General features: G+C 71.0%; 19 protein-coding genes. 5 read left to right on the top strand and 14 right to left on the bottom strand.

What is annotated here, in order from left to right:
• Positions 1-29: 29 nt before the first annotated feature.
• Entirely contained in the window at positions 30-734 is a 705-nt protein-coding gene (locus tag ACZ6WH_RS24795) for a DUF6882 domain-containing protein (RefSeq protein WP_432856359.1), read from the top strand.
• Between the two features lie 95 nt (positions 735-829).
• Here ACZ6WH_RS24795 and hemB read toward each other — a convergent pair whose 3' ends face one another.
• The 5 genes from hemB to ACZ6WH_RS24770 are packed head-to-tail and all read right to left on the bottom strand — an operon-like array spanning position 830 to position 6,672.
• Positions 830-1,822: a porphobilinogen synthase gene (hemB, locus tag ACZ6WH_RS24790; RefSeq protein ID WP_361557830.1), complete on the bottom strand. Its 993-nt coding sequence runs from the start codon at positions 1,820-1,822 to the stop codon at positions 830-832.
• Positions 1,819-3,468, bottom strand: a complete 1,650-nt coding sequence (locus ACZ6WH_RS24785) for a bifunctional uroporphyrinogen-III C-methyltransferase/uroporphyrinogen-III synthase (RefSeq protein ID WP_469730732.1) — start codon at positions 3,466-3,468, stop codon at positions 1,819-1,821. Before ACZ6WH_RS24785 ends, hemB begins: the two co-directional genes overlap by 4 nt.
• Entirely contained in the window at positions 3,465-4,433 is a 969-nt protein-coding gene (gene hemC / locus ACZ6WH_RS24780; RefSeq protein WP_469730730.1) for a hydroxymethylbilane synthase, read from the bottom strand. The genes ACZ6WH_RS24785 and hemC overlap by 4 nt, the downstream gene beginning before the upstream one ends.
• Entirely contained in the window at positions 4,430-5,878 is a 1,449-nt protein-coding gene (locus ACZ6WH_RS24775) for a glutamyl-tRNA reductase (RefSeq protein WP_432856367.1), read from the bottom strand. The genes hemC and ACZ6WH_RS24775 overlap by 4 nt, the downstream gene beginning before the upstream one ends.
• The gene (locus ACZ6WH_RS24770) at positions 5,875-6,672 is read right to left on the bottom strand and encodes a redox-sensing transcriptional repressor Rex (protein ID WP_432856370.1); all 798 of its coding nucleotides are present in this window, start codon (positions 6,670-6,672) and stop codon (positions 5,875-5,877) included. Before ACZ6WH_RS24770 ends, ACZ6WH_RS24775 begins: the two co-directional genes overlap by 4 nt.
• Positions 6,673-7,048: 376 nt before the next feature.
• Between ACZ6WH_RS24770 and ACZ6WH_RS24765 the strand changes: the two genes are divergently transcribed.
• From ACZ6WH_RS24765 to ACZ6WH_RS24750, 4 genes are all read left to right on the top strand, one after another.
• Positions 7,049-7,327 carry a glutaredoxin family protein gene (locus tag ACZ6WH_RS24765; RefSeq protein ID WP_432856373.1) on the top strand — a complete coding sequence of 93 codons (279 nt, stop codon included), beginning with the start codon at positions 7,049-7,051 and terminating at the stop codon, positions 7,325-7,327.
• A 251-nt stretch (positions 7,328-7,578) separates the two neighbouring features.
• Positions 7,579-8,613 (top strand): HAD family hydrolase, encoded by a 1,035-nt coding sequence (locus ACZ6WH_RS24760; RefSeq protein WP_469730727.1) that lies wholly within the window; start codon positions 7,579-7,581, stop codon positions 8,611-8,613.
• Positions 8,614-9,142: 529 nt separating this feature from the next.
• Positions 9,143-9,937 (top strand): ECF subfamily RNA polymerase sigma factor, BldN family, encoded by a 795-nt coding sequence (locus ACZ6WH_RS24755; protein ID WP_399710098.1) that lies wholly within the window; start codon positions 9,143-9,145, stop codon positions 9,935-9,937.
• Positions 9,938-10,280: 343 nt separating this feature from the next.
• Complete coding sequence (locus ACZ6WH_RS24750) at positions 10,281-11,483, top strand: DUF5667 domain-containing protein (RefSeq protein ID WP_469730724.1); 1,203 nt, start codon at positions 10,281-10,283, stop codon at positions 11,481-11,483.
• Between the two features lie 186 nt (positions 11,484-11,669).
• Here the strand turns inward: ACZ6WH_RS24750 and ACZ6WH_RS24745 are convergent, their stop codons facing one another.
• The 9 genes from ACZ6WH_RS24745 to ACZ6WH_RS24705 form a co-directional block, all read right to left on the bottom strand.
• Complete coding sequence (locus tag ACZ6WH_RS24745) at positions 11,670-12,647, bottom strand: aldo/keto reductase (protein ID WP_469730722.1); 978 nt, start codon at positions 12,645-12,647, stop codon at positions 11,670-11,672.
• Between the two features lie 96 nt (positions 12,648-12,743).
• On the bottom strand, positions 12,744-13,748 hold the full coding sequence (locus tag ACZ6WH_RS24740; protein WP_469730720.1) for a lysophospholipid acyltransferase family protein: 1,005 nt from the start codon (positions 13,746-13,748) through the stop codon (positions 12,744-12,746).
• Between the two features lie 14 nt (positions 13,749-13,762).
• Positions 13,763-14,812 (bottom strand): NAD-dependent epimerase/dehydratase family protein, encoded by a 1,050-nt coding sequence (locus ACZ6WH_RS24735; protein WP_432856388.1) that lies wholly within the window; start codon positions 14,810-14,812, stop codon positions 13,763-13,765.
• Between the two features lie 327 nt (positions 14,813-15,139).
• A complete protein-coding gene (locus ACZ6WH_RS24730; RefSeq protein ID WP_003948845.1) occupies positions 15,140-15,238 on the bottom strand; it encodes a 30S ribosomal protein bS22 in 99 nt (32 codons plus the stop codon).
• A gap of 162 nt (positions 15,239-15,400) precedes the next feature.
• Positions 15,401-15,610, bottom strand: coding sequence for a helix-turn-helix domain-containing protein (locus tag ACZ6WH_RS24725; protein WP_014144137.1), 210 nt, complete (start codon positions 15,608-15,610; stop codon positions 15,401-15,403).
• Positions 15,611-15,738: 128 nt separating this feature from the next.
• Positions 15,739-16,554 (bottom strand): phosphatase, encoded by an 816-nt coding sequence (locus ACZ6WH_RS24720; protein WP_432856392.1) that lies wholly within the window; start codon positions 16,552-16,554, stop codon positions 15,739-15,741.
• A 114-nt stretch (positions 16,555-16,668) separates the two neighbouring features.
• Positions 16,669-17,844, bottom strand: coding sequence for an acetoin utilization protein AcuC (locus tag ACZ6WH_RS24715; protein ID WP_469730717.1), 1,176 nt, complete (start codon positions 17,842-17,844; stop codon positions 16,669-16,671).
• On the bottom strand, positions 17,795-19,057 hold the full coding sequence (locus tag ACZ6WH_RS24710; RefSeq protein ID WP_469730715.1) for an MFS transporter: 1,263 nt from the start codon (positions 19,055-19,057) through the stop codon (positions 17,795-17,797). Before ACZ6WH_RS24710 ends, ACZ6WH_RS24715 begins: the two co-directional genes overlap by 50 nt.
• A gap of 43 nt (positions 19,058-19,100) precedes the next feature.
• Positions 19,101-19,745: an HAD family hydrolase gene (locus ACZ6WH_RS24705; RefSeq protein WP_469730713.1), complete on the bottom strand. Its 645-nt coding sequence runs from the start codon at positions 19,743-19,745 to the stop codon at positions 19,101-19,103.
• Between the last annotated feature and the right edge of the window lie 138 nt (positions 19,746-19,883).

Here is a 19,883-nt window from a genome sequence, read left to right as displayed (position 1 = left end):
CGCGCCGGCGGCCTTCGTAGGGTCGGGGGATGAACAGCTCTGCATTCAGTGAGGCTTTTGTCCGGACGGTTCAGCCTTATGCCGCTTGGGGCGCGGAACAGCTCGAAACGTTCAACGCATTTCTGCCCGAAGGGGACTGGAGCGCTGATCTCGATCAGTGTTCCTATCGCCAGGGACAGCAGGAACTGCGGATATCCGTGCTCGGGACGTGGGACGTCAGAGACGGATCGTGGCTGTGGGGGTGGGCGAATCCGGGGTTCGGGAACAAGCCCGTCGCCGGGGCTGCGCACGCCGTACGGCGGTTCGGGCACGAGCAGCAGATTCCCGAGTTCACGAGCGATCTCGTGAATCTGTCCGGCGCGCCGGACCCCCGGATGGCGGCGGAGACGCTGGCGTTCGGCGCGATGAGCGTGCTCGGCGCGCCGGGGTACATCGGCGCGCAGGCCAGCCCGGAGGCCCGCGTGTACTTCGTACCGAACGATCCGCAGGTTCCGCGGGCCTCGCCCGACCCGGTCAAACTGCCCCGCATGCTGATGACGGGCGCGGGCATCTTCGGGGGCGCGGAGAGTCAGGTGGTCACCGGGTACTTCGGCCGCCACGGGGTGGAGCTCCAGCGGACGGAGGACGGGTTCTCCGTCGTCCTGCCCGACGGCACGCCGGTCAGCATCCGCTTCGACGGGCAGGGGCGGATCTCGTCGATCGACGCGCACTTCGCCACCGCGGCGGGCCGGTGAGACGTACCCGTACGGAAACGCCCCGGGCCCCCGCCGCCCGTACGTGAATACGGCGGCAGGGGCCCGGAAAGCACGGGACACAGACGGCGGAGCCGTCAGAGGCGGCGCGCCACCTCCGTCGCCCAGTACGTCAGGATGTTCTGCGCACCGGCCCGCTTGATGCCGGTCAGGGCCTCCAGGATCGCCGCGTCGCGGTCGATCCAGCCCTTCTCGGCGGCGGCCTCGATCATCGCGTACTCGCCGGAGATCTGGTACGCGGCGACCGGGACGTCGACGGACTCCGCGACGTCGCGGAGGATGTCGAGGTACGGCATGGCCGGCTTGACCATGACCATGTCGGCGCCCTCTTCGAGGTCGAGGGCCAGCTCGCGCAGCGCCTCGCGGGCGTTCGCGCCGTCCTGCTGGTAGGTCTTGCGGTCGCCCTTGAGGGACGAGCCGACCGCCTCGCGGAACGGGCCGTAGAACGCGGAGGCGTACTTCGCGGTGTAGGCCAGGATCGAGACGTCCTGGTGGCCGATGCCGTCCAGCGCCTCACGGATCACCCGGACCTGGCCGTCCATCATGCCGCTGGGCGCGACCGTGTGGGCGCCCGCCTCGGCCTGGACCCGGGCCATCTCCGCGTACCGCTCCAGCGTGGCGTCGTTGTCGACCCGGCCGTCCGGCGTGAGGACCCCGCAGTGGCCGTGGTCGGTGAACTCGTCCAGGCAGAGGTCGGACATGATGACGAGGTCGTCGCCGACCTCCTCCCGCACGTCGCGGAGGGCGACCTGGAGGATGCCGTCCGGGTCCGTGCCGACGGTGCCGTTCGCGTCCTTCTTGGACTCCTCGGGGACGCCGAAGAGCATGATCCCCGAGACCCCGGCGGAGACGGCGTCCACCGCGGCCTTCCGCAGGGTGTCACGGGTGTGCTGGACGACTCCCGGCATCGAGCCGATCGGCACCGGCTCGGAGATCCCCTCGCGGACGAACGCGGGGAGGATCAGGTCCGCCGGGTGCAGCCGGGTCTCGGCGACCATCCGCCGCATCGCGGGGGTGGTGCGCAGCCGCCGCGGCCGTGCTCCCGGGAACCTTCCGTACGTGGTGCTCAACTCCGTGCCCTCCTACGCGATCCGGGCCGGCGCTCGCTGGGACGGGTGACCGGGTCACCGTTCTCGACCGCGGCAGCACGCCGCGCCGCGCCGAAGTCCGCGAGCGCTTCGGCCAACTTGTGCACCGAGGGCTCGGGCGACATCACGTCCACGCGCAGCCCGTGCTCCTCGGCGGTCTTGGCGGTGGCCGGGCCGATGCAGGCGATCACGGTCACGTTGTGCGGCTTACCGGCGATGCCGACGAGGTTCCGCACCGTCGAAGACGAGGTGAAAAGTACCGCGTCGAAGCCGCCGCCCTTGATGGCCTCGCGGGTGGTGGCCGGCGGCGGAGAGGCCCGCACGGTCCGGTAGGCGGTGACGTCGTCGACCTCCCAGCCCAGCTCGATCAGCCCGGCGACCAGGGTCTCCGTGGCGATGTCGGCGCGCGGCAGGAAGACGCGGTCGATCGGGTCGAAGACCGGGTCGTAGGGCGGCCAGTCCTCCAGGAGACCGGCTGCCGACTGCTCGCCGGACGGGACCAGGTCGGGCTTCACGCCGAAGGCGACCAGCGCCTTGGCGGTCTGCTCGCCGACGGCCGCGACCTTGATGCCCGCGAAGGCGCGCGCGTCCAGGCCGTACTCCTCGAACTTCTCGCGTACGGCCTTCACGGCGTTGACGGAGGTGAAGGCGATCCACTCGTACCGGCCCGTGACCAGGCCCTTGACCGCGCGCTCCATCTGCTGCGGGGTACGCGGCGGCTCGACGGCGATCGTCGGCACCTCGTGGGGTACGGCACCGTACGAGACGAGCTGGTCGGAGAGCGAGGCGGCCTGCTCCTTGGTCCGCGGTACGAGCACCTTCCAGCCGAACAGCGGCTTGGACTCGAACCAGGAGAGCTGGTCCCGCCGCGCGGCGGAGCTGCGCTCGCCGACCACGGCTATGACCGGCTGGCCGCCGTCCGGCGAAGGCAGCACCTTGGCGGCCTTGAGCGTCTGCGCGATGGTGCCGAGGGTGGCGGTCCAGGTGCGCTGGCGGGTGGTCGTACCGGCGATGGTGACGGTCAGCGGCGTGTCGGGCTTCCGGCCCGCCGAGACCAGCTCGCCGGCGGCCGCGGCCACCGAGTCCAGGGTGGTGGAGACGACCACGGTCGCGTCGCTCGCGCCGACCTCGGACCAGCAGCGGTCGTCGGCGGTACGGGCGTCCACGAAGCGGACGTCGGTGCCCTGCGCGTCACGCAGCGGCACGCCGGCGTACGCGGGCACGCCGACCGCGGCGGCGACGCCCGGCACGACCTCGAAGCCGATGCCTTCGGAGGCGCAGGCCAGCATCTCCTCGGCCACATCGGCGTCCAGACCGGGGTCTCCGGACACGGCACGCACGACCCGCTTGCCGGTGCGCGCGGCCCCCATGACAAGATTGGTCGTGTCCCGAAGCGTGGGGACGTCGGCGGGGATTGACGCCTCGTCAGCTGAGGCCTGCATCGGTGTGTCCACGTTCGCCCGGGCATGCGTGCGGACGACGTCGAGCACCTGCGGGTCCGCAATCAGCACGTCCGCGTGGGACAGCGCCTCCACGGCGCGCAGCGTGAGCAGACCGGGATCTCCCGGCCCGGCACCGAGGAAGGTGACCTGGCCGGCGGCGGGGTGGTTCGGGGCGGTGGGGTTCAAAGTGCTCGCTCCCCCATAAGACCGGCAGCACCCTTGGCGAGCATCTCGGCGGCGAGCTCACGGCCCATGGTCGCCGGTACGGAAACGTCGTCGCGGGAGGTGGGTACGTGTCCGGTGGTGGACAGTTGCACCAGCGCGCTGCCGTCGGTCGTGCCGACGACACCACGCAGGCGCAATTCGGTGACAGCCCGGTCGCCGTCCTGGAGATCGGCCAGCGCACCCACAGGTGCGGAGCAGCCGGCCTCCAGAGCGGCGAGCAGGGAACGCTCGGCGGTCACGGCGGCCCGGGTCACCGGGTCGTCGAGCTCTGCGAGCCGGGCGGCGAGGTGCTCATTGGTCGCAGCACACTCCACCGCAAGCGCCCCCTGACCGGGGGCAGGCAAAACTACGTCCGGCGAGAGGAGCTCCGTCGCCTCGCCGATGCGGCCGATCCGGTTGAGCCCGGCGGCGGCCAGTACGACCGCGTCGAGCTCTCCCTTCTCGACGTAACCGATACGGGTGTCGATGTTCCCGCGGATCGGTACGGTCTCGATGCGCCGGCCCAGCGACCGGGCCCAGGCGTTCAGCTGCGCCATGCGGCGCGGCGAGCCGGTACCGACCCGCGCCCCGTCGGGCAGCTCCTCGAACGTCAGGCCGTCGCTGGCGATCAGCGCGTCCCGGGGGTCCTCGCGGACCGGTATCGCAGCCAGGGTCAGCTCCGCGGGCTGCGCGGTCGGCAGGTCCTTGAGCGAGTGGACGGCGAAGTCGATCTCGCCGCTGAGCAGCGCGTCGCGCAGGGCCGAGACGAAGACGCCGGTACCGCCGATCTGCGCCAACTGCTCGCGGGAGACATCGCCGTACGTGGTGATCTCCACCAGCTCGACGGGGCGCCCGGTGACCTGGCGCACCGCCTCGGCGACGTGTCCGGACTGGGCCATGGCGAGCTTGCTGCGCCGTGTCCCGAGTCGCAATGCCTGGTCGTTCATGAGCGCTGCTCCCGTGCTGTGTCGTGCCTGTCCGCGCGCGTGTCGGCCCGGCTGACGGCGGCGACCGTCTGGGGGTCGAGGTCGAAGAGCTTGCTCAGCGCGTCGGCGTACCCGGCGCCGCCGGGCTCGCTGGCGAGTTGCTTGACCCGCACGGTGGGCGCGTGCAGAAGCTTGTCGACGACCCGGCGGACGGTCTGGGTGATCTCCGCGCGCTGCTTGTCGTCCAGGTCGGGCAGGCGGCCGTCCAGCCGTGCGATCTCGGCGGCGACCACGTCGGCGGCCATGGTGCGCAGGGCGACCACGGTCGGGGTGATCGTCGCGGCGCGCTGGGCCGCGCCGAAGGCCGCGACCTCCTCCGAGACGATGCCGCGCACCTGGTCCACATCGGACGCCATGGGAGCGTCGGCGGACGCGTCGGCCAGCGATTCGATGTCGACGAGGTGCACGCCCTCGATCCGGTGGGCCGCGCCGTCGATGTCGCGCGGCATCGCCAGGTCGAGCAGGGCCAGTTCCCGGTCCTCGCGGCCCTCGGCGGCCGCCGCGACCGCCTCGCCGGTGAGGACGAGTCCGGTCGCCCCCGTACACGAGATCGCGATGTCCGCCCCGGCCAGCTCGGCCTGCACCTCGGACATCGGGACGGCGCGCGCGACGAGGCCGCTCGCCCGGCCGGGGCTGCCCGGCTCGGTGAGGATCTCCGTCAGGCGGACCGCCCGGTCCAGGGTGCGGTTGGCGACGGCCAGTTCGGTGACGCCGGCCCGGGCGAGGGTGGCGGCCGCGAGCGAGGACATCGAACCCGCACCGATGACCAGGGCCCGCTTGCCGCGGGCCCAGGCGTCCACGCCCGGAGTGCCGAGCGGGGCCGTGGCGTCGGGCACGGCGTCGTCGACCAGGATGCAGTGCGCTTCGTGACCGCCGGCCGCGCCCGCGAGCTGCTCCAGGCCGAAGGTGACCAGGGACTGGCCGGCCTTGTCGATGCCGGTCTCGCTGTGCGCGCGCTTGCCCACCCGCAGCGCCTGCTGGAACAGGTCGTTCAGCAGCCGCCCGGCGGTGTGCTGGTCCTGCGCGAGGGCCAGCGCGTCCTTGATCTGGCCGAGGATCTGGCCCTCGCCGACGACCATGGAGTCCAGGCCGCAGGCCACGGACAGCAGGTGGTGGACGGCGCGGTCCTCGTAGTGGACGTAGAGGTACGGCGTGAGCTCGTCGAGGCTGACGCCGCTGTGCTGGGCGAGCAGCGTGGACAGCTCGGCGACACCGGCGTGGAACTTGTCCACGTCGGCGTAGAGCTCGATGCGGTTGCAGGTGGAGAGCACGGCCGATTCGGCGGCCGGCTCGGCCGACACGACGTCCTGCAGCAGCTTGCCGCGGGAGTCGGGCGCGAGCGCGGCCCGCTCCAGGATGCTGACCGGCGCACTGCGGTGCGAAAGGCCGACAACAAGGAGGCTCATGCCGGCATCACGGCGGGTACGTCCCCGTCGGGTCCCTTGCGGTCGGAGTCGTCGTGGCCGTTCTCGCCGGCGGCCGGCGCCGGGCGCACCGCTGTCGTGGCGGGCTGCGCGGCGTCCTGGCTGCTGGCCTCCTCGCCGGCCTTGCGCTGCTCGTGGAAGGCGAGGATCTGCAGCTCTATGGAGAGGTCGACCTTCCGCACGTCGACCCCTTCGGGGACGGACAGCACGGTCGGCGCGAAGTTCAGGATGGACGTGACGCCGTAGGACACGAGGCGGTCGCAGACCTGCTGGGCGGCGCCCGCGGGGGTCGCGATCACGCCGATCGAGACGCCGTTGTCATTGATGATCTTTTCGAGCTCGTCCGTGTGCTGGACGGCGATGCCCGCGACGGGCTTGCCGGCCATGGCCGGGTCGGCGTCGATCAGGGCCGCGACACGGAAGCCGCGGGAGGCGAAGCCGCCGTAGTTGGCGAGCGCGGCGCCGAGATTACCGATACCGACGATCACAACCGGCCAGTCCTGCGTGAGACCGAGCTCCCGGGAGATCTGGTAGACGAGGTACTCCACGTCGTAGCCCACACCACGCGTGCCGTACGAGCCCAGGTACGAGAAGTCCTTCCGCAGCTTGGCGGAATTGACCCCCGCCGCGGCTGCCAGCTCCTCGGAGGAGACCGTGGGGACCGAACGCTCCGAGAGCGCGGTCAGTGCACGCAGATACAGCGGAAGCCGGGCGACGGTGGCCTCGGGGATCCCTCGGCTTCGGGTCGCCGGTCGGTGAGTTCGGCCAGTTGCCACGGTGCTCCTGCGGGTAGAGCGGGGCTTTGGACGGCCAAATGTCTCAAGACCGCCCTGTCGATAGCAGGCTATGTCTTTGTGAACGCGTGCACAAAGATGGTGTCCGCTTTGTCCCGTCAACGTGACCGGTGTCACGCACTTATTGCGGCAATTCGCGGAACCACATCCTGCGCCACTCCGTTCACACTCTTCGCGTGGATAACGCAGGACCGTGAACGGGAACACGCCGCGCCTCTCCTTGCTGTTTTACCCCCGTACACCTACAAATCGACCATCGATGGTACGGGAAACCAACGCGCTGCCCGAAGGCTCGTGACGGCCGTCATACCGCCGCCGGAGACCGGCGCGGACCGCACTGCCCAGGCACAATGAGCACATGGCCCCGCTTCTCCGCCGCGCCCAGCGCAAGAATCCCGCCGACCGGACGGTCACGCTCATCGGCAAGCCCGGCTGCCACCTCTGCGACGACGCCCAGCAAGTGATCGAGGCGATCTGCGCGGAGACCGGCGCCGCCTGGGAGAAGAAGGACATCACGGAGGACGAGGAGCTGTACCGCAAATACTGGGAGCAGATTCCGGTCATCCTCGTCGACGGCGCACAGCACGACTTCTGGCGCGTGGACCCGCAGCGGCTGCGCAAGGCGCTGGGCGCCTGAAGCCGGGCGGCCGGGCCGGGCGGCCGGGCCCGGCGCCTGAAGGGCGTACGTGCGGGGCGTACGGAAGCGCGGGGCGTGGTGTACGGGCGTACGCGCGCGGCGCGCGGGGGCACGAGCAGCGCGGAGACATATTCACGCGCGCCCCCTCAGTGAATACACGGCGTGGCCGTAACGCGACCGTCGGCCGCCCCGCGCCTGCCTGACATGCGTGCGTAACCAGGGGCACCGAACAAACTGGCTATGCTCGCGGTATGGCCCACCCGTCGCCCGAGCACCGCCCCGGCAGGAGCCCCATCAGCGCGTCCCTCGTCACGGGCGTTCCGTCCCTCGTCACGGGATGGTTCACCCGCCACCGACGCCCCGCCACCGCACGCAGTGTGCTGGCCGGCGAGGCGGCGGCCGAGGCCGCCCGCAAGAGTTCCCTGGAGGCCGAGGCACAGGCCGCGGCAGAAGCCGCCGCGGCGACCGCCGACAGCGAAGCCGAGGACGCCGAGCCGGACTTCCCGGTCGTCGGCGACGACAAGGCCGCCGCCTTCTTCGACCTGGACAACACCGTCATGCAGGGCGCCGCGATCTACCACTTCGGCCGCGGCCTCTACAAACGGCACTTCTTCCACAAGCGCGACCTCGCCCGCTTCGTGTGGCAGCAGGCCTACTTCCGGCTGGCCGGCTCGGAGAACCCCGAGCACATGGAGGACGTGCGCAACAGCGCGCTCTCCATCGTCCAGGGCCACCGCGTCTCCGAGCTGATGACCATAGGCGAGGAGATCTACGACGAGTACATGGCCGAGCGGGTCTGGCCCGGCACCCGGGCGCTCGCCCAGGCGCATCTGGACGCGGGCCAGAAGGTGTGGCTGGTCACCGCCGCCCCCGTGGAGACCGCCACGATCATCGCCCGGCGGCTCGGTCTGACCGGCGCGCTCGGCACGGTCGCCGAGTCGGTCGGCGGGGTCTACACCGGCAAGCTCGTCGGCGAGCCGCTGCACGGCCCCGCCAAGGCCGAAGCAGTGCGGGCGCTCGCCATGGCCGAGGGCCTGGACCTCCAGCGCTGCGCCGCGTACAGCGACTCCGCCAACGACATCCCGATGCTCTCGCTCGTCGGCCACCCGTACGCGATCAACCCCGACACCCGGCTGCGCAAGCACGCGCGCGAGCAGGGCTGGCGGCTGCGCGACTACCGCACCGGCCGCAAGGCCGCCAAGATCGGCATTCCGGCGGCGGCCGGCGTGGGCGCGGTGGCGGGCGGCGCGGCGGCCGCGGTGGCCCTGCAGCGCCGGCGCCGGTAGCTCCCGCGCTCCGGGCGGGCTCGGCAACCGGAGCCCTATAACCGGAAGCCCGCCCAACTTCCAGCGCGGGGATGGACGTTACACAACGTCACCGAAACGCCCGGGGATACCTAGCCCGCCGATGATCAGATGGACGGCGCGTGTCACTTTTTTCGCGCTGGCCTTCGCCGCGCCACCCCTGAGGGTGCCTCCACGCGCCCCGTACGAACACGCGTACCGCTGTGTGCAGGGCAAACCTTCTTCATACCCCACCGGTCCGCACGCACCCGCGCGACGCTCGGGGCGCCACAACACGCCCTCCAACCAGCCAGATCACGACACTTTCTGATCAATTTCTGTTCAGCATCCGATACTTGAACGAACAGAAATACGTAACAGACCAGACTGAATCGACGATTTGAGCAACTGGGTGTAGCGCTGCCTGTACGAAGCGTTATTCTCCTCAGACGCAAACCGGAACCCATAAGCCCCTACCGCGGGTGAACGGTCCCGCACTGCACGTGATGGAAGCTCTGCCTCTGGGAGTCCCGTGTACCCACACGTCGGGGTTGACGCCTCGGGCCTGGCTACGCTGCGTACGACGCTCGTCGACCACCTGCGCAGTTTTGTCCCCACCGCGTACGCCGTCCCCGCCCTCGCCACACCAGCCCCTGCCGCCGGACCCGCCAGCGCCTGCTACGCCCTGGCGGACGCCAGGACCGCCGTCGGCGCCAGGTCCGCAAGCAGCCGTACCCGCCGCGGCGGCACGACCACCGCCCGGCGCCCCGCCGACAGCGACAGCCGTCGCATGATGGACCTCGTCGAGCGCGCCCAGGCGGGCGAGGCCGACGCGTTCGGCCGGCTCTACGACCAGTACGCCGACACGGTTTACCGCTACATCTACTACCGCGTCGGCGGCCGGGCGACCGCCGAGGACCTGACCAGCGAGACGTTCCTGCGCGCCCTGCGCCGAATCGGCACCTTCACCTGGCAGGGCCGCGACTTCGGAGCCTGGCTGGTGACCATCGCGCGCAACCTCGTCGCCGACCATTTCAAGTCCTCGCGCTTCCGCCTGGAGGTGACCACGGGCGAGATGCTCGACGCCAACGAGGTCGAGCGCAGTCCCGAGGACTCGGTCCTCGAATCCCTGTCCAATGCCGCCCTCCTCGAAGCCGTCCGCAAACTCAACCCCCAACAGCAGGAATGCGTCACGCTTCGGTTCCTCCAGGGACTGTCGGTCGCCGAGACCGCCCGCGTCATGGGCAAGAACGAAGGAGCGATCAAGACCCTCCAGTACCGCGCGGTCCGGACGCTCGCGCGCCTGCTGCCGGACGACGCCCGCTGAGCGTCCCCCACCCCTCCGTGTCCCCGTTCGTCCCGCTCACCCCCGAACGGCCGCCCCCCGGCCCGAACATCCGTCCCGCACGGCACTCCCATTGTGCCGCCAAGCCTTGACCAGGCCATCACTTTCAGCCATCGCGCGGTACCGGTCCGTCACATCATCGTGAGGGCGTAACCCGAGTACCTCGCCGCTCGTTGTGCGGAATGCAGGCTCCCTGCGGACACGCCATGCCCGCAGCCGCTCACTCGATCGAGTGGTTGCGTGCAGGGTGTGCAGCCTTCCGGCCCTGCTGGATCGTCAAGCCAGTCCGGGGAGTCGAGCGGGATGATGAGAGGAGGTGCCGCCCGTGATCGCGAACGTATCGGCGCACCGGCGGGCTAACGCCTTCGCCCAGGCTCTGGAGGATCAGGACCTCCAGGGCGCGGCCGATGAGCAGATCGCCACACCGGGGCCGGAGCCGGCTGAGCCCGAGACGGCACGGCTGCTGGCAGTCGCCGGCGGCCTGGGGGAACTCCCCAAGCCGACCATGGACCCCGAAGCGCGCACGATCCAGCGCGCACAGCTCATCGCCGCGATGGAGGCTGCCTTCGCCGAAGGCGGCGCACCCTCCGACGGCGCGAAGGTGCCCCAGCAGCGCGGCGTGCGAGGCGCGCACCGCGCCGCCAAGTCACTCGGGCGGCTGCGCCCACGGTCCCGGCTGTCCCGGAGGCTCGCCGCCGGCGGGCTGACGGTCGGCGTGGCGGCCGGCGCGTTCAGCGGAGTGGCCGCCGCAAGTTCCGACGCGCTGCCGGGCGATTCGCTGTACGGCCTCAAACGCGGCATGGAGGATCTCAAGCTCGGCATGGCCGAGGACGACTCCGCCCGCGGCCGGCTCTACCTCGACCAGGCGTCCAGCCGGATGCACGAGGCCCGGCGGCTGGTGGAGCGCCTGAAGTCCGGTCCGCTGGAGCACGAGACGCTTTACGAGGTACGCAGGTCCCTCTCGGGCGTCACCCAGGACGCGGGCACGGCCCACCGGCTGCTGCACGGCGCGTACGAGCGGGACGGCTCGCTCGGTGCCATCCAGGCGCTGGACTCCTTCACCTCCTCGCACCGCGAGGGCTGGGTGCAGCTGCGCGACCGGCTCCCGGTCCAGCTCGCCGACGTCTCCCACGAGGTCAGCTCGGTCTTCGACGCCATAGACGAGGAGGTCGGGCCGCTGCGCCCGCTCCTGCCGAAGAAGGCCGACGAGGGCGCCGGGCGTGGCGCCCCGTCCGCGGGCGCCACGGACCAGGACCAGTCGACGAAGCCGTCGCGCTCCGACAGCCCCTCGGCGGGCGGCGAGAAGCACGACTCGCCCTCGCCCGAGCCGTCCTCGTCGTCCTCCTCGAAGGACGACGGTCTGCTCGGCGGCAATACCGGCGGCCTGCTCGACCCGCCGGAGCAGGACAGCCCGTCCCCCTCGAAGGGCGAGCGCGAGAGCGACGAGCCCGCCGAGCCGGATGTCACGATCCCGCCGCTGCTTCCGGACCTGCTCCCGGACCTCGGCGTCGACGGCCGGGGCGAGTAGCGGCGCGCAGCGAGCGCAGCGCGCCGCCCGCGGCCCGGCGGCGCCGGGTGTTCTTCCGGTCCTTCCCTCCAGAAGAACGTCCGGCGCCGTCGCATGCGCAGGGACGTGGCTCCCGGCCACGGCGTACGGACCGGATGCAGGGGGCGCTCGTACATCCCGCGCCCGCCTGCCCCCGCGCGGTCCTTCTCAGTGGCCGCTGACCGGCCGTGCCGTGTACGGCCCTTCGAGCCGCCCGATCTCGTCGGCGGTGAGCTTCAGCTCCAGCGCGGCCAGCGCGTCGTCGAGGTGCCCCGCCTTCGACGCGCCCACGATCGGCGCGGTCACCGGCTCCTGGTGCAGCAGCCAGGCGAGCGCCACCTGCGCCCGCGGCACGCGGCGCTCCGCGGCGATGGCACCGACCGCCTCGACGATCTTCCGGTCACCCTCCTGGTACAGCGTCTTGCCGAACTCATCGGTCTGCGCGCGGTTGCTGGTGGTGTCCCAGTCCCGGGTCAGCCGGCCGCGGGCCAGCGGGCTCCAGGGCAGGACGCCCACGCCCTGGTCCGTGCAGAGCGGCAGCATCTCGCGCTCCTCCTCGCGGTAGAGGAGGTTGTAGTGGTTCTGCATGGTGGCGAAGCGGGGCCAGCCGTTCCGCTCGGCGGTGTACTGGGCCTTGGCGAACTGCCATGCGTACATCGAGCTGGCCCCGATGTAGCGGGCCTTGCCGGCCTTCACCACATCGTGCAGGGCCTCCATCGTCTCCTCGATCGGAGTGCGGGGGTCCCAGCGGTGGATCTGGTAGAGGTCGACGTAGTCCGTGCCGAGCCGGCGCAGGCTGTTGTCGATCTCGGTCATGATCGCCTTACGGGACAGCCCGGCGCCGTTGGGGCCCGGCCGCATCCGGCCGTTGACCTTCGTGGCCAGCACGATGTCGTCGCGCCGGGCGAAGTCGGCGAGCGCCCTGCCGACGATCTCCTCGCTGGTGCCGTCGGAGTAGACGTTCGCGGTGTCGAAGAAGTTGATCCCGGCCTCGACGGCCTGCCGGACGAGCGGGCGGGACTGCTCCTCGTCGAGAGTCCAGGGGTGGGCGCCGCGGTCGGGCACGCCGTAGGTCATGCAGCCGAGGCAGAGGCGGGAGACGTCCAGGCCGGTGGATCCGAGCTTCACGTACTGGGTGTTGGACATGATCCAAGTCTGTCCCGGGGGTACCCGGCCGGAACACGGGGCACCCCCGGCACATACGTCACAGCCCCGGGCGGGAGCGTCACGGCCCGGGCAGCGTCAGAAGAACACCGAACGCCGTTGCACCAGCAGCTTGTAGAGGGTGTGCTGAATCGTTTCGCGAACCTGGTCCGTGAGGTTGAACATCAGCATCGGGTCGTCCGCCGCCTCGGCCGGATAGCCGTCCGTCGGGATCGGCTCGCCGAACTGGATGGTCCACTTCGTCGGCAGCGGTACCGCGCCCAGCGGCCCCAGCCACGGGAACGTCGGCGTGATCGGGAAGTACGGGAAGCCCAGCAGCCGGGCCAGCGTCCGGGCGTTCCCGATCATCGGATAGATCTCCTCCGCGCCCACGATGGAGCACGGCACGATCGGCACCCCGGACTTCAGCGCCGTCGACACGAAGCCGCCGCGCCCGAAGCGCTGCAGGCGGTACCGGTCGGAGAAGGGCTTGCCGACCCCTTTGAAACCCTCCGGCATCACACCGACCACCTCGCCGCGCTCCAGCAGCCGCTCGGCGTCCTCGGTGCAGGCCAGGGTGTGGCCGGCCTTCCGCGCCAGCTCGTTGACCACCGGCAGCATGAACACCAGGTCGGCCGCCAGCAGCCGCAGGTGGCGCCCCGCCGGGTGCTGGTCGTGCACCGCGACCTGGAGCATCAGGCCGTCCAGCGGCAGCGTCCCGGAGTGGTTGGCGACGATCAGCGCCCCGCCCTTGTCGGGGATGTTCTCGATGCCCTTCACCTCGACCCGGAAGTACTTGTCGTACAGGGGCCGCAGCACGGACATCATGACCTGGTCGGTGAGTTCCTCGTCGTACCCGAAGTCGTCGACCTCGTACTCACCGGTGAGCCGTCTGCGCAGGAAGCTGAGACCGCCGGCGATCCGCTGCTCCCAGGACGCGCCCCGCTCCTCGGGGGCGTCCTGCGGGGCCGCGGCCTCCGGGTCCTCCTGGCGCGGCGGCGGTACGGGCGCCAGCGCGCCGTTACGCGCCGCGCTCCCCGACCGCTTGGTCCTTCTCCGCGAGCGCGGCTCGTCCCCGAACGGAATGACCTTGGCGTCCGCCATCGTGGGTGAACTCCTCACTGGGTCTGGGCACTGGCTGCGGGCAGCAGCGCGGCGAGCCGGTCGACGGTACGGGAGACGGTCTCGGGCGGCAGCAGGCCGGGCCCGCGGCTGCGGACGAACTCCGCGAAGGTCTCGGCCGTGGTGTGCGCCGGGTCGAACCCCAGTGTCTCGCGCATCTGGGTCGTCCTGACGACCCGGCCGTGCGTGAGCATCCGGATCTGCTCCGGCGAGAAGTCGGTGATGCCGAGCGAGCGCAGCATCGAGCCCGCCCAGGTGACCGTCGGCAGCAGCAGCGGCAGCGTGGGCCGGCCCAGCCGCCGCGAGCACTGCGAGAGCAACAGCACGCCGTCGCCCGCGATGTTGAACGTGCCGCTGTTGAGCGTGCCCCTGCGGGGCTCGGCGGTCGCGAGGCGCAGCGCCTCGATCGCGTCCTCCTCGTGCACGAACTGCAGCCGCGGGTCGTATCCGAGAACGGTGGGCAGCACGGGCAGCGAGAAGTACTCGGCGAGCGGGGAGTCCGCGCACGGCCCGAGGATGTTGGCGAACCGCAGCACGCAGACCGCGACGTCGGGGCGCCTGCGGGCGAAGCCGCGTACGTACCCCTCCACCTCCATGACGTCCTTCGCGAAGCCGCCGCTGGGCAGCGACTTGGCGCCGGTGGTCTCGGTGAAGACCGCGGGGTCGCGGGGCGCGGAGCCGTACACGCTGGTGGAGGACTTCACGACCAGCCGCTTGACGTGCGGTGCCTTCTGGCAGGCGCCGAGCAGCTGCATCGTGCCGATGACGTTGGTCTCCTTGACCGACGAGCGGCTGCCGCGGGAACCGAGCGGGGTCCCGTGGATGTCCATGTGCACGACGGTGTCCACGCCGGTCTCGGCGAGGACTTTGGCGATGGCCGGATGTCTGATGTCGGCTTTGAGGAACTCCGCGCCGCCGAGGTGGTGCTCGGGCGGCACGGCATCCACGCCGATCACCCGGTCGACGTCGGGATCACGCTGGAGCCGGCGGACGTAGCGGCCGCCCAGCTGACGTGCGACTCCCGTGACGAGCACGACCTTGCCCAAGATCAGCCCTTCCTTCCCACCATCGTCCCCCGCCCGCCCCCGCACGTGCCGAGATGTGGCGGCCCACGCTATCCGGTCGGTGTTGCGCTGTGATGACCTGTGGACAACCCCGAGCGACTTTCGGCCTGGTCCGGTCCTGTGCACAAGTCCGTCACCCGGGCCCCGCCAAGTCCTCCACCCGGCCGCCCCCGTCGCCGGCTGCCGCTCACGTGCACGGGCCGGGTACCCCGCTTCCGGGCGGCCGTGCCCCCCAAACGCACCGGCCCCCGAACGCACCGCAGCCCCCCACCGTGCGGTGGGGGGCTGCGGAGTCGCGATCAGCTTCGCTTACTTCTTGTTGCGACGCTGAACACGCGTGCGCTTGAGCAGCTTGCGGTGCTTCTTCTTGGCCATCCGCTTGCGCCGCTTCTTGATAACAGAGCCCACGACTACCCTCGCTCACTTCGAATCACTCGGTGCGGGGCGTCCGAGCCCACACTACCTACATCGGGCCAGCCTACCTGGCGCCGAGCGTACGGCGTAATCCGAGGGCATCCGTGACCTCCGTACGGCCTCACCGGGCCCCGAAAGGGCCTGTCAGGCCCCCCGTCAGGCCGATTCCACCCCCACGTAGGACTCGCGGAGGTAGTCGTGGACCGCCTGCTCCGGCACCCGGAACGACCTCCCCACTCGGATCGCGGGCAGATGACCGCTGTGCACCAAGCGGTACACGGTCATCTTCGACACTCGCATCACTGTGGCAACTTCCGCCACAGTAAGGAACACGACCTCATTCAGAGGCCTCTGGTCTGCAGCCATGACACACCTGGTCCTTCCGCACATGACGGGCACCGGCTTCCCCTCCGGTGACTCTTCGTCGCTATGCGCTCACTCCCCAGGTTAGGGGCGGGTGATGCGAGTGGGGAAGAGGAGTAGCCATCGGCCGCCTACTGTGACAGACACGCTCGATTGAGTACATAGCGAGTAAGCGGTCGGTAGTAATCAGACCGCACAGCGTCATCAAGCGGAACTACGACGGACACCCGCCCCTCCGCCTGCCCGACGAACAGTGCCGGATCGTCCGTATCCGCCAGGCCGATGGCCTCAAAGCCCAGCTGACCTGCTCCGCAGACCCATCCGTGGTCCCCGATCACGAGCTCGGGAAGGGGTCCGGCGGCGTCTGCGGCGGCACCAAGGGCCCTACGAACCGGGAGGGGGGAGTGCGTGTGGACTCCCGACTCCCCGAGGTCCTCCCGCACGCCCGGTTCGCGCATCCGCGCGACTCCTCGTACGTAGGCAAGGTTGTACGTGCGTACCCCAAAGCGGGTCATTATGTCGATACTTGTGCCGTACGCAGGGGTGAGGACGGGGCATCCAGCCGCCGACAAAGCGTCTGCGAGACCGCTGTAGAAGCCGGTGAGACGCCCCGGATGGCCGGTGCCGATCAGTACCGGCGAGCGGCTGCCGGCCGCTTCTCCGAGCCGGTCGGCGAATGCGTCGAGCGCCGCCACGGTCCGGTCCGGGTCGATGACATCTGTGCCAGAAATATGCGCAGGATCGGCCGAAACCCCGCATCGCGCTTCCATGAGCCCGAGCAGATCATCGACGGACCACTTCCCTTCGGGCTCCAGCCCGATCAGCGCTCGCGGGTCCCCCGCCGCAAAGAGGCGGTAGCGGTTCAGACTCTTCTCCCGCGAGGTCGCGATCAGCCCCGCGAGCCGTGCTCCGACCAGATGCGCCCGCAGCGCGCCAGTGCTCGACACGCCGCCCATGCTGGCCGCCGGACTCCCACCCCATGCCCTGACTGATGGGTAATCACACGTTCGAGGGGGATGAGCGGCGTGAAGCGTACGTAAGTGGGCCGGCCCGCTCCGCCTCTAGGGCAGCAGTCCGTGCGCCGGGAAGACCGCCCGGCGCGTGGCCAGGATCGCCTGGTCCAGCCGGTCCGCCGGGTCGTACCCGCTGTCCGCGAACTCCCGGAACACCGGGTCCTGCCCGTCCGTCATCCGCCGCGGCCCCGGCTGCCGCGTCAGCCGGTACACCTCGTGCCGCCACTCCTCCGGGATGTCGGTCCTCGGCTCCAGCGGCTGCCCGGCGGCGATCGCGACCAGGTGCGTCCACGTACGCGGCACCACGTCGACCACCGCGTAACCACCGCCCCCGAGCGCGACCCAGCGCCCATCGCAGTGCTCGTGCGCGAGCCGGTGACAGGTCTCGGCCACCGCGCGCTGCGCGTCCACGCTCACCGCCAGGTGCGCCAGCGGGTCCTCGAAGTGCGTGTCCGCGCCGTGCTGCGTGACGATCACGTCCGGCCGGAAACCGGCCACCAGCTCCGGCACCACGGCGTGGAAGGCGCGCAGCCACCCCTCGTCACCCGTACCGGCCGGCAGCGCCACGTTCGCCGCGCTGCCCTCGGCGCCCTCGGCACCGGTCTCCTCCGGCCAGCCGGTCTGCGGGAAGAGGGTGCGCGGGTGCTCGTGCAGCGAGATCGTCAGGACCCGGGAGTCCTCCCAGAACGCGGCCTGCACACCGTCCCCGTGATGCACGTCCACATCCACGTACACCACCCGGCGCGCGCCCAGCTCCAGCAGCCGCGCGATCGCCAGCGCCGCGTCGTTGTAGATGCAGAAACCGGCCGCGCCGCCGGGCATCGCGTGGTGCAGCCCGCCGGCGAAGTTCACCGCGTGCAGCGCGTCCCCGCGCCACACCGCCTCCGCCGCGCCCACCGACTGCCCCGCGATCAGCGCCGAGGCCTCGTGCATACCGGCGAACGCCGGGTCGTCCTCGGTACCGAGCCCGTACGCCGAGTCGGCGGCCCTGGGGTCGGCCGACGCCCGCTGTACGGCCTCGATGTAGTCCTGGCGGTGCACCAGCCGCAGCGTGGACAGGCCCGCCGCCTTCGCGGCCGCCACCTGCACCGGAGCGCGATGGAGGCCGTACGCCTCCACCAGCCGCATCGTCAGTGCGAGCCGTACCGGGTCCATCGGATGGCCGGGCCCGAAGTCATAGCCCGTTACTGCCTCGTCCCACATCAGCTGTGCGCGGCCGCTCATGTCCGCCACCGTATCGGGCCCCTCCGCCGCCGAACGAAGGGGCGTACACCAGCGTCACCAGCACGAGCACCATCGGGATCAGCATCGCGCCGCGGTAGCTCCAGGCGTCCCCCACCGCGCCCACCAGCGGCGAACCGATCAGAAAGCCCACATAGTTGAAGATATTGAGTCGTGCGACGGCCGCGTCCGACGCTTCCGGACCGTGCTCCGCCCCATGCGCCTCGTACGCCTGGCGCCCGGCCGCCGCGAACGTCTGCGGCACGATCACGCACAGCCCGAACCCCAGCAGTGTGAAGCCCGCCATGCCCGGCCACGCGCCGGGTGCCACCGCCACGACCGCGAACCCGGCGGCGGCCACCACCGCGCCCGCACGCACGACCGCCACCGGCCCGTACCTCCGCACCCCCAGATCCCCCACGCTCCGCCCCAGCAGCGTGGTGACCATGTACACGTTGTACGGGACCGTCGCCAGCTGCTCCGAGCTGCCCAGGACGTCCTGCAGGTACTTCGCGCTCCAGTTGGAGACCGTCGAGTCCCCGATGTACGCGAACGCCATGACGAGGCAGAGGGGAAGAAGGAACCGCAGCGAGAGGGAGGCTGGGGCGGCGCCCGCGGCGTGCGCCGGGCGCCGCTCCTGGTCCACGTACCAGCGGCCGGCGATCAGCACCGCCGGCACCGCGACCGCGGCGGCCGGCCCGTACAGCGCCGCGAGCGGCAGCTCCCAGTGCGCGCCGGCCCAGGCCAGCGAGGCACCCACGATGCCGCCGAGGCTGTACGCCGCGTGGAAGCCGAGCATGATGCTGCGCCCGTAGGCGCGCTGCAGGCTCACCCCCAGCATGTTCATCGCGGCGTCCAGCGCCCCGACCGCCAGCCCGAAGACCGCCATGGCCACGGCCACCTGGGCCAGGCCGCTGCCCGCCCCCACGGCGACGAGCGCGAGGCAGACCACCGGCTGTACGCACCGCAGGACGAGCCCCGGCCGGACCCGTTTCACCAGGTGTTCCGTGGCCACGCTGCCCACGCCGGCCAGTACCGGCACGGCGGCGAGGAAGGCGGGCAGTAGGCCGTCGGAGATGCCGTACCGGTCCTGGATCGCGGGGATCCGCGTCACGAGCAGCGCGAAGACCGCGCCCTGGGCGAAGAAGCTCAGGGCGAGCGCGGCCCGGCCGCGCCGGAGGCGGGGCTCAGGGCTGAACCCGGAAACGGCGGTCATGGCGGGTCAGCGTAGAACTCCCCGCTACCGATGGGTAGATGAATCACACAAGAAGATCCGGAAGCCCGTCCATCGCGCTGAAGAGGGCGGTGGCGTCCGACAGCCGCTCGGCCGGGGTCATGGCCGTGAAGCCGTACACGTCCATGCCGGCCGCACGCGCCGCACGCACCCCCAGCGGGCTGTCCTCGACGACCGCACAGCGCTCGGGGGCGACGCCCATCTTCTCCGCCGCGTACAGGAAGAGGTCGGGCGCCGGCTTGCCGCGGCCCACGTCCTCCGAGCTGAAGATGCGCTCGTCGGTGAACCACCGGTCGAGCCCGGTCTTCCGGTGCCCGACCCGGATCCGCTCGTGGCTGCCGGAGGACGCGACACAGTACGGGGTGCCGGCCGCGGTCAGCCCCGCCAGCAGTTCCGGTACTCCCGCGATGGGGGTCAGCTCCTGCTCGAACGCGGCGAAGACCCGCGCATGGAAGGTGCTGTCGAAATCCGCCGGCAGCCGCTGCCCGGTCCGCTCCGCGACGAGGTCGTGCACCCGGTGCATCGCGGCGCCCATGTAGTCCCGGATGGACTCCTCGTACGTCGTCGGGTGCCCGAGTTCGGTGAGGTAGCCGGCCAGGATCGTATTGGAGATCGGCTCACTGTCGACGAGCACACCGTCGTTGTCGAAGATGACCAGGTCGTATCGCATGAGCCCGACTCTAAAGGGGACCGGCCGGGGCCCGACGGGAAAGGGTCCGGAACGCAGAAAAGCCCCGCACCATACGGTGCGGGGCTTCCCCACAATGATTGTTCGGCGGCGTCCTACTCTCCCACAGGGTCCCCCCTG

The sequence above is a fragment of the Streptomyces sp. NPDC050806 genome, assembly GCF_055586425.1.
The sequence above is the reverse complement of the archived record's forward strand: the minus strand, read 5'-3'. Positions and strand labels throughout refer to the sequence as shown.